Genomic DNA, 16,188 nt, shown 5'->3' on the forward strand with positions numbered 1-16,188 from the left:
TTAAGCTTTTCCTTTCCAAGTAATATTTATGTTAATAATGTAATTCCAGATAGCTGCTATAAAATAACCTAATGCATTTGCTAAATAAACAGTAAAATCCAAAGTTATTAACTTTAAAGCAATAGCTTGATTAATTAATGCCCCACCTAAACAAATTGCATGAAAAGTAATTAATCCTCTAAGAATTTTTTTAATTCCTACTAATTTATTATATTTAAAGGTCCAATAATTATTCAAAAAGAAATTTGTTAAGATACTAAATTCTATTGAAATAGCTAAAGATTTTGATTGAGAAAGATGAAAGAAATATTGACATATAAATAAGCTAATAGTAGCAAAAATGAGTCCAGTAGATCCTACAAACACATATTTGATAAATTGAGCGGGGATAAACTGTCCAATACTTAATTCATATAAAGCATGAATATATTGCAAGATAACTTTACTTGATAATTTACTTTCACCATGAATTCTGCTTTTAAAAGTATATCCAACTTCTTCAATTTTATTATTTTTAGCCCGTGCTAAAAATTCAAGGAGTATTTTGAATCCTTTTGGATTAATTTCGTTCTTATGGATAACGTAGACGTTGCGTTTTAAAGCAAAGAAACCACTCATTGGATCGCTAATTGATTTTGGTAGTGCAATTTTTGCTAAGATTGTGGCCACCCAAGAAATAAACATGCGACCTTTGCTCCAATCTTCAATGCCACCACCTTTAACTTTCCTTGAGCCGACAACTATCTCTGCACCATTTTCAAATGCTTTTATAAAATTTATTAATGCTTTTTCATCATGTTGAAGATCTGAGTCCATAACTGCAAGAATTTCTCCTTCAGATATTTCAAATCCAGCAAGCACTGCAGAACTTAGACCTCTATCGTTCATTCTTCTAATCACACGAAGCCAAGGATATTCTGAGCTTAACTCGCGGGCAATTTCCCAGGTTTTATCAGGAGAATTATCATCAACAATAATCACTTCCTTTTTCACATCAGATAATGTTTCTGAAATCCTTTGAATCAAAATAGGAACATTTTTGCTTTCGTTGTACGTAGGAATGATTAACGAGATAAACATGCAGATCTCCAAAAATTTTTCTATTAACTTAAAACTACAGTATCCTTTTTATAATTTACATCATCAGTGAAAGGATAATCTAATGAATAATGAATTCCTCTGCTTTCTTTTCGCATCCGAGCACATTTAACAGTAAGTTGTGCCACTACAGCTAAATTCCGCACTTCAACTAAAGCTCTGCTTGGAATGATATTCCAATAATACGTTTCTATTTCTTGACAAATTTGATCTATCCGCGCTGCGGCTCTAGAAAGCCTCTTCTCTGTGCGAACAATACTTACATAATTCCACATAGTTCGCCGGATTTCATCCCAAAGTTGACTAATTACCACCATTTCATCAGGTTCACAGGCCTTACCTATTTTCCAAGGAGGAACTTCTGGTAAACTGTAGTTTTGTAAATCTGGCCACAGGGCTTTCAAATCTTCAAAAACAAATTGTGCAAAAACAAGACCTTCTAGTAAAGAATTCGATGCCAGTCGATTTGCGCCATGAAGACCAGTACAAGCAACTTCACCAATAGCCCACAAAGCTTTGATCCCTGTTCTACCTCGTAGATCAGTAACTATTCCTCCGCAACTATAATGTGCAGCTGGGACAACAGGAATTGGTTCTTTTGTAATGTCTATTCCAAGACTTAGGCATTTTGCATAAATTCCAGGGAAATGTTGTTGGATAAATTCAGAACTTTTATGTGAAATATCTAGTAAAACATATGGTTCACCCGTTCTTTTTATTTCAGAATCTATGGCTCTTGCAACTATGTCTCTAGGCGCTAATTCTTTTAAGGGATGTTCTTGTTCCATAAATCTTTTACCACTTTTGGATTTTAAAATAGCTCCCTCGCCACGTAAGGCTTCAGAAATTAGAAAGTTTTTTGCATTTGGATGAAATAAGCAAGTAGGATGAAATTGCATAAATTCTAGATTAGCTACTCTAGCGCCAGCTCTCCAAGCCATGGCAACTCCATCTCCAGCTGCAACGTCAGGGTTAGTTGTATATAAATAAAGTTTTCCATGCCCACCAGTTGCAAGTATAGTTGCTTTTGCTAAAAAAGCTGAAATAATATTTTCTTTATCGTTTATAATATAGGCGCCAAGTACCCTATTTCTTGAAAAATCAGGACATATTTTATCAGTTACAATAAGATCAATTGCAGTATGAAATTCAAATAAACAGATGTTACTATTTTTTGTAACTTGTTCTACAAGAGTTTTTTGTAATGCGGCTCCAGTCATGTCATCAGCATGAATAATTCTTCTGGCACTATGTGCTGCTTCTTGTGTCAGATGATATTCAAAATCAATTTGACTATTTGGATCTTTGGGGGTGAATGGAACTCCCATTTCAATTAATTCTTTTATAGCTTTAGGACCAGCTGCGACAACTTTTCTCACAGTAGCTTCATGGCATAAACCACTTCCAGCAGCTATTGTATCTTGCGTATGCGCTTCATAACTATCTTGTTCACTTAATACTGAAGCTATCCCTCCTTGAGCCCACCTTGTATTACATTCAAAAAGTGATTCTTTTGAAACTAATGCAACTTTTCCTAAATGACTTAGTTTTAGGGCAGCTGAGGCTCCTGCAACTCCTCCACCAATAATTAAAAAATCAAATTCAATATTTTTTCCAACAGCTATAGATGCTTTTTTCACCATAAAGTTATCCTCAACTCAACTGACGCTTTAAGCCCTGAGAACATTAAGCATGAAGTGAAGGTCTTGCAAGTCTCCTTGTAAAAAGCATATACTTAGCAGCGGTCAATTTATTTATAAATTGGAATGCCTATGTTGCTTTTTGTTATTAAAAAAGAAAGGGTTTTAAATGTTAAATTCTAAAAGAGTAATCTATATATCACCTCTTTTATTAGCAGTTTCGCTTGCTTTGTCTGGCTGTGCATCTTTTGAAGGAGACTATGGCGATGCAAATCAAGCGCAAATTATTGATGATAAATGGAATCCTACAGATGCAACATTAACCGTGCAAAAAATGGTAAAAGACATGTCTGCTGCTCCATGGATTCAAAATTGGCGTGAAGATATGCAAAAAAAAGCAACTGATAGACCATTTGTGCTAGTTGACGATATGGAAAATAGAACAAGTGAAATAATCGATACTAAAGCATTATTTGAAGATCTGCGTTCACAAATTTTGAATGACGGAAAAGTTCGCTTTTTAGATGGAGACGCTAGAAAGAAAATTTTGGATGAATACAAATACCAACAATCTGGCGTTGTCAAAAAAGGCCATGTAAAAGGTCCAGGGAATCAATTTGGTGCTGACTTTTTCTTATCTGGTGCTATTTCTAGTATAGTATCCAAACAAGGCGGGAAAAGTTCTGTGCAATATCAAATCGAAATGAAATTAGTAAATATTTCAACTGGAGAGTTAGTTTGGAGTGGTATTGAAAAAATAAGAAAAAACTTTAAAAGAAGCAGCGTAGGCTGGTGATTTGTAGTATAGGTTAAGTATAAAAAAGCAGTTTTTAACTGCTTTTTTGTTTTTGTGGTTTCTTAGAAAGGAATTTATCATGGATAAAAATCAATTAATAAGTAAAATAAAAGAAGGTATGGAGAAAACAATCTCTTCTTTGCAATCTGATTTACAAAAAGTAAGAACAGGTCGAGCATCGGCTTCATTGCTTGATGATGTTCGAGTCGAATCTTATGGCTCTTTGATGCCTTTAACTAAAATTGCAACATTAGCAACTCCAGAAGCAAGATTAATTACAGTAAATCCTTTTGATAAAAGTATGCTTTCAGCAGTTGAAAAAGCTATTTTGACTTCTGGACTAGGTTTAACACCAAATAATGATGGTAAAATAATTCGTATTCCTATTCCCGCACTTTCAGAAGATCGGCGCAAAGATCTTGCGAAGCAAGTTAAAAAAATTGGTGAAGAAGCTAAAGTAGCAGTTCGTCATCATCGGCAAGAAGGAAATACGAAGGCAAAAGCTTTTCAAAAAGAGCATGGCTGGTCTGAAGATGAAGTAAAAAGAGCGAGTGATGAAGTGCAAAAATTAACGGATTCTTATGTCAAAAAAGTAGATGAGTTATGCGCACAAAAAGAAAAAGAAGTTCTTACTGTTTAATGTTTGTAAGTATTGAGCTATATTAAAATAAATTTAACTTTATTTTAAGAATGAGGCAAAAATGAGAGTGAAATTTTTCTTATTATTCTCTTTTTTGTCCTTTTTTTCATTGAATTCTTTCCCCAATAATAATGAAATTATTTTTTTGACAGGAGAATATCCGCCCTTTAGTTCACAGGCAATTCCTGATGAAGGTATAGCTGTAGAAATTGTCAAAAAAATTTGTAAAGAAGCAAATTTAAATTGTAGTATTCAATTTTTACCTTGGCTAAGATGTGAATACTTAGTTGAATCGGGTAAAGCTTTTGCAGCTTTTCCATATGCTATTTCAGATGAAAGAAGAAAGAAATATTTTTTTTCAGAGCCAATTTTTTACGCTGACTCGCATATTTTTTTTACATCGAGCAAAATAAAACTAGTTGATAGTATTTCATTAAATGAAATAAAAAAACTAAATTTAACCATTGGAATATTGCGTGGTAATTTTTATGCTGAAAACTTTAAAATTTTAGGTATAAAATTTGAAGAATCTAGTGATTATTCTTCTCTCCTAAAAAAACTACTTAATAATAGAATAGATGCAATTATTGAAGGAAATATAGTATTAAGATATGAGATTAAATCTCAAAAGCTACCTAATTCAAAAGATATAAAAAGTATACAAATCTCTGAATTTAAAAATACTAGTAACATATTAATTGTTGCAAAAAAATACGCTAATAGTCAAAAAATATTAGAAAAAATTAACTTAGCAATTAAGAAACTGAAAATTAACGGAACAATAGAGAGAATAATCAAAAAATACAATTAATTATTTATTTCATATTATTAGTAATTGAAAAATTTATTAAATAAAAACTTGTTTAAAATTAATATTTAAGGTTATTATAAAAATGGTTTCCGTCTTTCTGTAACTTTGTTTAAAAGTTAAATTATTGAATAAGGAAAAGGTTTTATGACAAAATGGATTTTAAAAAGTTTAACGATAGTTACTTCAGCAGTTTATATAACAAGTTCATATGGTATGATAGATATTCTTGGATCTGCAGGTTATTCAAATTATCCAGATTTTGGGGGATCTTCTTTCAATGGATGGAATGCTGGTGCGAAAGCACTTATTACCGATAGTCCTAGTACGATAGATTGGGTATTTGGTGGTGGATTTAGGTATGAAAGTGTTAAATCTAGCACATCAGATTACATTGCAAGTTCATCAAGCACCATTTCTACTTTTCAATTAGGTGGAGATATAGGCTTTAAAATCATGCCTATTAATGCTTTATCATTATATGCTTTAGCTTCTTTGTACATTGGGGTTTATAACTCGTATTCAGCAAGTATAACAATTGGTAATACTTCTGGCACAGTAAATCCGGCTGTTAATTCAAATTGGAATATTGGCGTAGGCGGAATTGGGATGTATAACGTAACACCGGAGTTTGGAGTGGGTGCTGGAATTTATGTTGCAAGAGGCATAATGGATTATTCTGAATCTACTTTTAATAACTATAAAGTAAAAGGGAGTAGTGGAGGATATAATATAATGAATTATAATTTGGTAGTTTCATATTCATTATAATAAAACATTTGTTTATTAATCGAAGTTTTAAAGCCTATTCTTGTTTTTCTTGATAGGCTTTTGCTTTTATAAGAAATGCTAAGAAAAAGATAGAAATACTAGAGCATGTTATTAGAGTTATAAAAAAGCTTTCCCAACCAAATTTATCTAAAATCATTCCCACGGGACCACCAGCAACAAATGCTCCTAAATAACCTATCCATCCAATAAAACCAGTTGAAGTAGCTGCAGCTTTTTTATGAGAAAGTTCAACAGCCGCGATTCCTATTAACATTTGGGGGCCAAAAACAAAAAATCCTATGGCACCAACCAAAATAGTATCTAACCAAATTTTTCCAGCACTTACTTGCCAAAAAAAGACTATACATATCGCCATTAAGAATGCAAAAAGACAATTAACAAAGCCACGTCCACCTTTAAAAATGACATCAGAAAGCCAGCCAGCAACAATACTGCCAAAAAAACCTCCAATTTCAAAAGCTGCAATAACAAAGCCAGCTGTAGTTGAGTTCGTGTATCCTTTTTTTTCTATCAAATATGGCATGGTCCAATCATTCATAACTATTCTTACAATGTAAACAAAAAAGTAAGCACAAGCTAAAATCCAAATATATTTATTTTTAAAGATATACTTGAAGAATATTTCTTTAAAAGATTTGTCATTGTTAAGATCAATAATATTATTTTTTTCTTCATTTTTATATTTTTCTATTGTAGGTAGACCTAGACTTTCAGGTGTATCTCTTAAACGATTTGCTAACCAAATTCCTATCAGAATTGCAAAGATACCGTTTAGCATCATTGCATAACGCCAACCAAATAAGTTGGAAAGAAAAACAATAATTATAGGTATGATGGCACCACCTAAATTATGTGAAGTATTCCAAACTCCCCACCATCTTCCTCTTTCTGATTGAGAATACCAGTAACTTAAAAATTTAGCACAAGGAGGCCAGCCAAAACCTTGGAACCAGCCATTTAAAGCCCAGAATAAAACAAACAACCAAAAATATGAAGATAAGCCAAATAATATATTTAAAATTCCCGTTGCAATTAATCCGCAAGCCATAAAGTAACGAGCATTTGCTTGATCAGATAGAATACCACTTACGAATTTACTAATTCCATAACTAATAGCTAATACGCTACCTATCCACCCAAGGCTTCCTTTATCTAAATGTAAATCACTAGATATATTTGGAATAGCAAATGTAAAAGATTTTCTGGTAAAATAGTAAACTGCGTAACCAATATACATTGAATAAAATATTCTTATTCGCCAATATTTATAATCAATGTCTATTTTATTAGGATCAGTCACTTCAGGTAGAGCTGTTGGTTGCTTAAATTTATTTAAAATTTTGCAGACAAAAGTCATATAATATCCTTATAATTTTTGTATTTATTCAAAAATACATAAAATAAATAAATTAGTTACAAATATTATTGTATTTTAGTAACTATTTAATTGTGTTTTTAACTATCACAAATATGCTTTATTAGCAAAAAAATTGCAGATATTAATCAAAAAATATTAATTATATAAATTTATTTATAATAGAATTATTTTTTATTATTTTCTTACAATAATTTAAAATGTTTCTTGAATTAAATAAAAAATATGCATTTATTAAAATATTTAATAAATTTATTAAAAAATAAAAAAATATACAACAAGCATTAAAATACTTTAGTAAAATTAAATTTAAATATTATACGACTATTAAACTAGTAGAAAGCTTCTAAATTACTTGCTCGTTTTTCATCTAAAGAAAATAAGTAATTTAGTAAAATCTGTGAGATAGATAGAAATTCTTTTCTATTTTTGTTTACATATTTTGATATCTTAATGTAAATATTTTCTGCTGAATCATAGTCAATTTTAATTTTTTCTTTAGAAATAAAAGATAAAGTTTCAAGAAGTAAAATTTTGTCGCTTAGTAGAAAATTTGAGTTAATTTGACTTGAATGAATCAAAAGTCTTTCTAATAAAATTGGATTTTTTCTAAAATACTCTTCTTTTTCTTTAAATATAGTGAAAGCTAGTTCTGGAAATAATAATTTTTTATTTTTTGTAAGATGTATTGCTTTTAAAAATGCCTTGGAAATTTGTTCTTCTCGCAAAGATTGATATCTTGCTTTAAATATAGATAGAGCTAAATTTTTATTTGGTATTTCAATTTCTGTTTTACGACGAAAGTTATAATCTGATGTCGTATAATTTTCATTTAAATTTAGCGATATGTCGAAAATATTTTGTAATTCTCTATCCCCTATAGTATTGATGTCTAAAGAATTTAATATCTCAATATTTTGTCCATTAAAATTATAATATATCATTAAACTACTAGTATAATAATTTTTTTCTGCAAATTTATTTTTAAGTAATTCATAAAAATGTTTTCTGTAGTTTTCACTTCCGTTTGAATTTTTATGTGAGTCTATAAGAAAATCTTTCTGCATATCTAATAGTACTTTTATTAAATTACAATTTCTTTCTATTAATTCAAAATGAGTATTCAGCATTAAAATTGCATAATCTATTCTTTCATCATAAGGTGACTTGGAATATGCTGATGAAATAAAGGTTTTTTCAATTTGAATTGGCGTTAATTTTTCAAGTAATTTTTTGTCTTTTAAAATTTGATGTAATAACAAATTACTAATTGTTGATTTAAATTTTAAATTATGGACATTTAAATCAGGAAGTATAAACTGATATGCGGTTCTTAATTCTTCGGCGCTAATAAAATTTGATTTCTTTTGTAGCAAAACTGTAGCTATGCCCGCATCTAGAACTTCAAAGTCCATTTCATATTGTTCATTTTTTTCTGGATTAACAATAGCAAGTAAAAGTAAACCTATTTTTTTATTTGGAAATTTATCAATATCATTAATTAGTTTTGAATTTAATAAATGCAATTTTTTATTGAGATTAGGAATAGTTAATTTATTAGAAGCATTTTTGATTTGCTTTGTTATATCGTGTGTTTTTTTAATTTCTTTCAGAAACGCAATAATTTTATTATCTTCATATCTTTTTAAATGTAAAGACTTTTCTTTAGTTTTTGCGTGTATATTAACTGTTATTATAAAAACTAAAATTGTTAATAGTAATTTCATAATATTTGCTTTCAAAATATATATTAAAATAAAATTTATGAATTAAAATTAATTCATAATGAATAAAATTTTGATAGCAATTAAATTTTTTTAAATCAATGGAAGAAAATTAGTGCTACTTTTTAAATCTATTAAAGGAATCAATTTTAAATTAATTTTTTTCTTTGAATTAAATAATTCAGAAAAAAATAAACAAGTTAATTTAAAGTAAACAATTAAAATATTTATGAATAATTTTAAGTAAATATTTTAATTATTCATAAATACTTGTTCGGAAATTTAAAAAAGATCATCACTAGTAACAAAAGCCCAAGCATTATGATTATGAATGGATTCAAAATTTTCTGCAGTGATTTCAAATTTTAGTGAGTTGTCTTTTTCTTTTAAATGGATAGCGGCTTCCCGGACTAAATCTTCAACAAACCTTGGAGTATTGTATGCTTTTTCAGTAACAAACTTTTCATCAACTCTTTTTAAAATTGGATAAACAGCAGAGCTTGCAGACAATTCTGCAATTTTTATACAATCTTGGATTGATAGAGAAGGTTGCCAAAGTCTTAAAGTAATAAAACTCCGCTGACTGTGCGCCCCATACTCAGAAATTGCTTTACTACATGGGCATAGGCTTTTAATGGGAACTTTAACTTGTAAAATACTCTCTTTTGTTCTTGTAGTTAAACAAGAACTTACTTCAATTGTAACATCGACATTTGCAATTCCTTTAATTTTAGAAACAGGGGCTTCTTTTTCATAAAAAAATTGAAAAGATGTTTTAATGTAAGCTTTTGAACTTTCTAAACGTTCATTGATTTGTGCAGCCATCTTTTCAAGCTTTTGAATACTCAAAAGTGATCCAAATTCATAAAGGATGCTTGGAAAACGACTCATATGAGTTCCTTTTTTATGAGCTGGCAGCTCAACAAAAAAAGAAAAATTTGCTGTTGAAGGCAATACTTGGGAAGCTATTTGGTTTTGATCTTGAAAAAGTATGGGATAATTTACCTCTGTAATCCCAACTTTTGCAATTTTTACCATTCTTTGATCAGGAAATGCTTGAGTATCTTGCATAAAACACTTTCTAACGAAAATTTACATTCTTATTTGTTTAAACTACCTGGTAATTCCATAAAGTTAGGTCTACCAATTTCTTTACGAAAAGTCCAAGGAGTACCCAATAGCAGTAATATAACAGCAATAGTACAATAAATTGCAGTAGTTTTATATTTTTGCTTTGAAATACTAGATTTTTTTGTTTTTATTCTGCCAATTTGGATAAAAATAACAAATAAAAGCATTGTGAAAATGTGTTCAATCCCCCAGAAACGAAGAACAGAGCTTTTCATTGTGACGCTTATGTTATTTAAAGCAGCTTGTGTAATGGGACTCAAAGCAAAGTAGAGAATAAGTCCTATGACGAGTTGAAAATGAGTTAGACCGAGTAAAATTCCCCCAAAAATGTGATCTTTTTTAAGGTAATCCGATTTTTTAAGCCAACCTGAATAGGAACGATATAAGACAAGAAGCAAAAATAGAGTTACTAGCCATCTTGTCCAAGAATGAATAAATACAATACTTTCTAACATAAGCAAAACTCCTTTATCTTGACCACATAACCTAGCAGTGCTATTTCTCCCAGTGCCTCGCAGTCCAGAATATCAAATCATTAAGCAGGATTTTTCAATGTCTAATCTATTTAAAGGTCAGTTAACAGCACCTCAGACAACTGAAATAACACATATCAACTCAGGAGCTACCATAAAAACAACCGCACCTAAAGATAATGGTGGTGATGGAAGTCTTTTTTCTCCTACTGATTTATTTTGTGCCTCATTGGGGGCTTGTGGAACGACTATTATGTCCATGTTTGCCACCAACCATGCAATCCCATTATCTAATATTCATTTTGAAGTTGAAAAAATAATGCAGACAGCACCAAGGAAAGTAGCTAAAATAATTGTTAAGTATTTTATTCATTCGAATTGTAGTGATGATCAATTTAAACGCTTAATTGCTGCCGGTAAAGCTTGTCCTGTAAAATTAACTATTCAGGAATGTGTTGAAATTGAGGAAAGCTATATTAAGGTTTAATATACTTTTGCTGTTTAAATGTTAAAAAAGATATTTCACATTCTGTGCCTAAACGCATAGGCGGCCCCCAAAAACCAGTGCCCTGATTTACATAAATTTGTTGTTGCGCATTGAGTCTGTAGAGACCGCGCACATATTTTTGATCTTTTTTTACTAAATAATTTAAAGGCCATATTTGTCCGCCATGAGTATGCCCAGAAATTTGAATATCAATAAAGGGAAATTGAGGAATAAGTCTAGCGTCCTTTGGCTGATGTGCTAATAAAATATTTAAAGCATTTTCTGTTTTGAATCCTTTTTGTTCTAAATGCATGACAGCTTGTTGTAAGCGTTTATCTAGTTTTCTTGGAATTTTTTCGTAACTAAGCCAGTGCCTATCCTCAATACCTATTATATTTAAATTTAAATTTTCTATTTCGATAGAACAAGATGAATTTGAAATTACTTTCCATTTAAATTTTTCTAAAAAATGTTTTTTCCAATTTACAGGACCGCTATAATACTCATGATTGCCTGTAATATAGAAAATACCATGTTTAGCATATAAGTTTTCTAACGGAGCAATTTCTTTTTTTAGTTGATTTAATGATCCATCCATTAAATCTCCAGTGATAAAAATAACATCTGGTTTTAAACTGTTTACTTGTTCAGTTAATTGACGCATTCGTTTTTTACCAATTAGGCCTGATACATGAATATCACTTAATACAACAAAATTTAATTCGTTTATAATTTCTGGAAGATTATTTCTGATTGGGATTTCTGTTTTAATCACAGTAGGTTTTTTTAAGGCTTGGTATATTGAAAATAAAGTTAATATTAATCCTAAAAATAGAACAAAAAAACTTAAATATTTAGAACTATAATTATTATAGTTTAAATAAACACTTAAGGGAGAGGTCAAAATACAGATGACAGTATAAATAAAAGCAGTACCCATCCAAATGAACATTATTGTTTCAAATATTTTCCTTAAAAAATGCGGAACAAGCCGCAAAATAATAAAACCAAAAAAAGTCATTGCCCATAAACAAATAAAAGTTGATATCCAAAAAGGATTTTTTCCAAAAATGGGAAAAATAATTCTAAGATAAAGGTAATAATGACCTAGTAAGGTTACAGATAAGGCAGCAGTGATAGAAAATAGCATTTTTAAAAACATAAAAATTACCTATTTCCACATTGAGTAAAGTATTTGAAAACTTCCGTCTTTCTTTTGACTTTTATCATTCGGCTTATTTTTGTCGTTGGTTTGGCTTTTGTCATTACTTTTGTCGCTATTTTGGCTATTATTATTCTCCGGCTTTTTATCGTCAGTTTGTTTTTTATCACTATCTTTGTCATTATTTGGATTTTTATTTCCAGAAGATTTGCTGTCATCCATCTGTACAACAACAACAAGAGTTTTTTCAACCCCATTGACAACTCCTCGAGATTCGATTCTAAAAATATTATCCGCATTTCCAAAAAGTAGATCTGTTATCTTATCGGTATCTGGAATATCTTTATAGCCACTAATATTTTTTGATAACCAGTCTTTGGGATTATCTTTAAATTTTTCTTTTTCTTTTTTTAATTCAAAACGATCCCAATCTTGTTCATTGAGATCTTGCCCTGGAGGTGTCAATAATGCAGCTATTAATTCAATAGGAGCTGAATTTATATTCAGAGTCCCTTTTTTGCCAGAAATTGGCCAAATTGTGAAATATGGGGAAAACATATTGTATATGTCATCTATATGGAAACCAGGAATTCTTCTTAATTCTTCTAAACTTTCAAGGGCTCCATTTTTGGGTTTATATTTTAATCCTAACTCTGAATATGCCGCTAATGCTCCTGTTTGTTGGTAGCCATTTGTATTCGATTTTTTGATATATGCTGCTAGATTGTCTACCATTTGCTGCGGAGTGTATCCATACATTTCTAAAACTTTTGCAGCATCTGGGTAAGCAAATATTCTAAGAAAAGCTTTTTGCGCATCTGCGGACAAATTTGCTTGTAATAAATTTAAATTTAATTTTGAATTTTCTGAAGTTATATTTAATACGAAATATCCGGGTATTGCTTTTAATGCTTCTTGTATTTTAGGAGAAATTGCTTTGGTAAAATTTCCCCCTGACAGTTCTTCCAATTGTGCTAAACCTGATGATCCAATGGGTTGTCCATTGATTAGTGAATACATATTTTTTGGTATTGGGATTAGCGGATTACCTTCATATTTAGCTGCTAATTGATTCATATTGAGCATTATTTTTGCAAATTCAATTCCTGATAAAGCGCTTGTTTGAGCATCAAGTCCATTTCTTTCTTCAATAGCTCCTCTGGCACCAACCTGTGTTTGATATACGATATCCCCAATGACACCCATGATCATTGCAACAAAGACAAGAACAAAAATAAGTGCAAATCCTTGGTTATATTTTTTTCTAATTTTTTCGCTATTTAGTTTAGCCTTTATTGCCATTTGAAATCTCCTGACGAAGGCTCTGTGGCTTCTTGCTTTCCATTGCTACTTAGAACATATGCAACAGTATCGATTGCAATACTTCTTCTTTCTTTTTTTGTATTAGGGGAAAGATCAAGAATTTGTTTTTCAGAGCTTGATTCAGGAAAATATACTTCTAAATGAATTTTTACCAGTTTTGGTATTTTATTTTGCGTATCATTTGCTGAGCTATCCCACTCTTTTTGATATTCATTGCCATTCCAAAATTCAAGTGAAAAACTTTTTAAATCAGGGACTAAAACTTCTTGAAATCCAACTCCAGAGTTTTCAATATTTTCAACCATATCTGTATCAACAACTCTAATGAGTTCAAGTTTTTTTGAATCTTTACTATTAGGTCTAAGATAGTAACGGATAAATGCTAAGTTACTTTGAGTTGAGTTTCCTAATAAAGACTTAAAATTTTGCACTGCTAATATTAAACTTTCATTTTTATAACTAAACTTTGGAGGAACAGCACGAACAGATAAATTAAGTGAATCTAAATCATTAGGATTTGATACGTAAGAACTTTGAATGTCACTATAGATTTTATCCATAGCCATATTAATAGCGTGTTGTACAGAATTGTGTGCTGTTACTTTTTCTCTAGTTTCAATTTGATTTGTCAAAATATTAATAGTCAACATTCCTATTGTTGCTAAGATAGAAATAGCTAGTACTATTTCTATTAATGTAAATCCTTCTTGTTGTGCAATAATTTTTCTTTGCATTGAAATTACCGATTACCTGTGTTGTTGTTATTACCGTTATTATTTTGATTATTACCATTATTGCCATTGTTATTCTGATTATTATTATTGTTATTGTTGGAACCAGGAGGATCAGGTAAATTAATATTTGCAAATGTATTTTTATCTACAAAAAAGAATCCTTCATTGATAGTTTTATTTACAATTCCACTTGTCCATTTTACTTCAATTAAAAAATTACTAAAGAAACCTTTTGGGCTAGAACCTGAAGTACCATCTAAAACAGAAGTAATTGAAGCCAACATTCTATCAACATCCTGATTTTCGTTACCTTGTGGATTTACAATATTATAGATACCTATAGCGCTTGTTAAAAATTGAGATATTTTTACATCTTTTAATTCTTTTCTTTTTAAAGAAATACTAAATTGCGAATCGGTAATCCAAGGATAGTTTTTTTCTTCTGGTAATTTATCTTGTCCTTGGGTCTCAACAATATATTGCATTTGCGCAATGGCAGAACGTGCAGCCCAAGAACCTTTCATTCCATCTGAAGCAATTTGCGTAACAGAAATGATGGATGATTGTAATCCAACTATGCTGGCAACAGTGACAGATAATATAGCTATTGCTAGAATACATTCAAATAAAGTAAAACCATCGGTTTCTTGCATTTTATTTAATTTATCTTTTAAAAGATAATTATCTTTTAGGTAACGAAAAATTTGCATCTTGAAAACCTTCTAGCAAATTACACTCACCAGTCAGTGAATTTAGATTTAAAGTATATTTTGGGCCAGTTTCACTGATTGTATTTGGATTATCTTTATTTGCCATTGCAAGTTTTATTGAAGTAGACGTTGCTGTTCCATTAGGTAAAAAATAAATGTAGGCAAATTCTTTTTTTGTTTTGTCTGAATTAGATTGAATTTCTACATAGTCAAATTTTTTTGCTGATATACTTGAAAGAACTTGAGCAAAAATGATTCCACTTGAAAGTTTTTGGCGATAAATAACAGCATCATTTATTTCCTTCCAATCAATGGGCTTCAATACTTTTCGTTGCACAACTGCAATGCTCCGTATGGAATAATTTTTACTTTCGCCTGATGTAGTTGGCATTGGTCTGTCGGAAAGATCTTTGTATTTATCATCTAATACTTTCAATACTTCCGCTCTTTTATCTCTTTTTTTGAGGCTTTCTGATTCTGATTCAGAATCTAGTATGGGAGGTCTACCTTCATAGCCAAGGGGAGCTTGTTCTACCCAAAATTCACCATTTTTGATATCAAAAACCATCCGGTGTATTCTGCCGGAAAATATAGCATCATCATAGGCGCTACGTATTTGGCCTGTTAAATTTCTTAAACTTGTAGACATTTGGGAGTCCACGGAAAGCTTTAAATTAGGAATAATGACAACAGCAATTGTTCCTATTAAAGCTAAAACAATAATAATCTCAAAAAGAGAAAATCCGTGTTGATTGTTTTTTTTTCCTAAAACTCTTTGCATGAAGCAATTGAAGATGATCAAAATTAAGTTCAGTTTTGTGCTCCTGCTTCACCCGACTTACAATCTACTTTTTTTCCATTAAGGTAACAAAGTGATGCTGCACTGTTCGCTGTGCCTTCAGGTCCATTGGAAATGATAAGTGGTCCCTTTGGTGTTAATTTATATTCAAAAGGATTACCCCAGCCATCTTTTAAGTCATCTTCAGATGCAATAGGAGCTCCTGGATTTGAGGTTAATGCTTGTAAACCCTGGCCAGTTGTTGGAAATTTTCCTTGTGCTAATTGAAACTGAATTAATTTAGATTGCAAAGTATAAGCTTTGGTATCGGTAATACCTGATTTTGCTTGTTCGTTACTTCCGGAAATACGCGCAACTATGATTCCCATTAAAGTACCAATAATGGCAACCACGATAATAATTTCCATCAAGGAAAATCCAGCTTGGCCATTTAAATCTTTTTTCACACGTAAAAAATTTTTTATTTTCATAAAATAGAACTCCATCTCCAAAGAAG

The 16,188-nt window shown here is 30.5% G+C and carries 17 protein-coding genes; 5 read left to right on the forward strand and 12 right to left on the reverse strand.

Going from position 1 to position 16,188, the window contains the following annotated elements; translation table 11 throughout:
- Both QEJ31_RS12155 and nadB read right to left on the reverse strand, forming a co-directional pair.
- Positions 1-1,080 (reverse strand): glycosyltransferase family 2 protein, encoded by a 1,080-nt coding sequence (locus tag QEJ31_RS12155; protein WP_280590474.1) that lies wholly within the window; start codon positions 1,078-1,080, stop codon positions 1-3.
- Between the two features lie 23 nt (positions 1,081-1,103).
- A complete protein-coding gene (gene nadB / locus QEJ31_RS12160) occupies positions 1,104-2,741 on the reverse strand; it encodes an L-aspartate oxidase (protein ID WP_280590476.1) in 1,638 nt (545 codons plus the stop codon).
- 166 nt (positions 2,742-2,907) lie between these two features.
- Between nadB and lpoB the strand changes: the two genes are divergently transcribed.
- The 4 genes from lpoB to QEJ31_RS12180 all read left to right on the forward strand — a co-directional run bounded on the left by lpoB (position 2,908) and on the right by QEJ31_RS12180 (position 5,753).
- Positions 2,908-3,534: a penicillin-binding protein activator LpoB gene (lpoB, locus tag QEJ31_RS12165; RefSeq protein ID WP_280590477.1), complete on the forward strand. Its 627-nt coding sequence runs from the start codon at positions 2,908-2,910 to the stop codon at positions 3,532-3,534.
- Between the two features lie 79 nt (positions 3,535-3,613).
- Positions 3,614-4,174 carry a ribosome recycling factor gene (gene frr, locus QEJ31_RS12170; RefSeq protein WP_280590479.1) on the forward strand — a complete coding sequence of 187 codons (561 nt, stop codon included), beginning with the start codon at positions 3,614-3,616 and terminating at the stop codon, positions 4,172-4,174.
- Between the two features lie 145 nt (positions 4,175-4,319).
- On the forward strand, positions 4,320-4,985 hold the full coding sequence (locus tag QEJ31_RS12175) for a transporter substrate-binding domain-containing protein (protein ID WP_280590480.1): 666 nt from the start codon (positions 4,320-4,322) through the stop codon (positions 4,983-4,985).
- A gap of 144 nt (positions 4,986-5,129) precedes the next feature.
- The gene (locus QEJ31_RS12180; protein WP_280590481.1) at positions 5,130-5,753 is read left to right on the forward strand and encodes a hypothetical protein; all 624 of its coding nucleotides are present in this window, start codon (positions 5,130-5,132) and stop codon (positions 5,751-5,753) included.
- Between the two features lie 34 nt (positions 5,754-5,787).
- Here the strand turns inward: QEJ31_RS12180 and pgtP are convergent, their stop codons facing one another.
- The 4 genes from pgtP to QEJ31_RS12200 all read right to left on the reverse strand — a co-directional run bounded on the left by pgtP (position 5,788) and on the right by QEJ31_RS12200 (position 10,459).
- Positions 5,788-7,131, reverse strand: a complete 1,344-nt coding sequence (gene pgtP / locus QEJ31_RS12185; RefSeq protein ID WP_280590482.1) for a phosphoglycerate transporter protein PgtP — start codon at positions 7,129-7,131, stop codon at positions 5,788-5,790.
- 350 nt (positions 7,132-7,481) lie between these two features.
- Positions 7,482-8,876: a hypothetical protein gene (locus QEJ31_RS12190; protein ID WP_280590483.1), complete on the reverse strand. Its 1,395-nt coding sequence runs from the start codon at positions 8,874-8,876 to the stop codon at positions 7,482-7,484.
- Between the two features lie 279 nt (positions 8,877-9,155).
- Positions 9,156-9,944, reverse strand: a complete 789-nt coding sequence (gene folE2 / locus QEJ31_RS12195) for a GTP cyclohydrolase FolE2 (protein WP_280590484.1) — start codon at positions 9,942-9,944, stop codon at positions 9,156-9,158.
- Positions 9,945-9,973: 29 nt separating this feature from the next.
- A complete protein-coding gene (locus QEJ31_RS12200; RefSeq protein WP_280590485.1) occupies positions 9,974-10,459 on the reverse strand; it encodes a hypothetical protein in 486 nt (161 codons plus the stop codon).
- 97 nt (positions 10,460-10,556) lie between these two features.
- Here QEJ31_RS12200 and QEJ31_RS12205 point away from each other — a divergent pair, with 97 nt between their 5' ends.
- Positions 10,557-10,964: an OsmC family protein gene (locus QEJ31_RS12205; RefSeq protein WP_280590486.1), complete on the forward strand. Its 408-nt coding sequence runs from the start codon at positions 10,557-10,559 to the stop codon at positions 10,962-10,964.
- Here the strand turns inward: QEJ31_RS12205 and QEJ31_RS12210 are convergent.
- The 6 genes from QEJ31_RS12210 to QEJ31_RS12235 are packed head-to-tail and all read right to left on the reverse strand — an operon-like array spanning position 10,954 to position 16,162.
- A complete protein-coding gene (locus QEJ31_RS12210; RefSeq protein ID WP_280590487.1) occupies positions 10,954-12,126 on the reverse strand; it encodes a metallophosphoesterase in 1,173 nt (390 codons plus the stop codon). The genes QEJ31_RS12205 and QEJ31_RS12210 overlap by 11 nt on opposite strands.
- A gap of 9 nt (positions 12,127-12,135) precedes the next feature.
- Positions 12,136-13,428: a type II secretion system protein GspK gene (locus QEJ31_RS12215; protein WP_280590488.1), complete on the reverse strand. Its 1,293-nt coding sequence runs from the start codon at positions 13,426-13,428 to the stop codon at positions 12,136-12,138.
- On the reverse strand, positions 13,419-14,183 hold the full coding sequence (locus QEJ31_RS12220; protein ID WP_280590490.1) for a prepilin-type N-terminal cleavage/methylation domain-containing protein: 765 nt from the start codon (positions 14,181-14,183) through the stop codon (positions 13,419-13,421). Before QEJ31_RS12220 ends, QEJ31_RS12215 begins: the two co-directional genes overlap by 10 nt.
- A gap of 5 nt (positions 14,184-14,188) precedes the next feature.
- Positions 14,189-14,893, reverse strand: a complete 705-nt coding sequence (locus tag QEJ31_RS12225) for a prepilin-type N-terminal cleavage/methylation domain-containing protein (protein ID WP_280590492.1) — start codon at positions 14,891-14,893, stop codon at positions 14,189-14,191.
- Entirely contained in the window at positions 14,865-15,674 is an 810-nt protein-coding gene (locus tag QEJ31_RS12230; RefSeq protein ID WP_280590494.1) for a type II secretion system protein, read from the reverse strand. Before QEJ31_RS12230 ends, QEJ31_RS12225 begins: the two co-directional genes overlap by 29 nt.
- 29 nt (positions 15,675-15,703) lie before the next feature.
- Positions 15,704-16,162: a type II secretion system protein GspG gene (locus QEJ31_RS12235; RefSeq protein WP_280590496.1), complete on the reverse strand. Its 459-nt coding sequence runs from the start codon at positions 16,160-16,162 to the stop codon at positions 15,704-15,706.
- Positions 16,163-16,188: the final 26 nt, after the last annotated feature.

The organism is Pigmentibacter sp. JX0631 (assembly GCF_029873255.1).
GTDB lineage: Bacteria > Bdellovibrionota_B > Oligoflexia > Silvanigrellales > Silvanigrellaceae > Silvanigrella.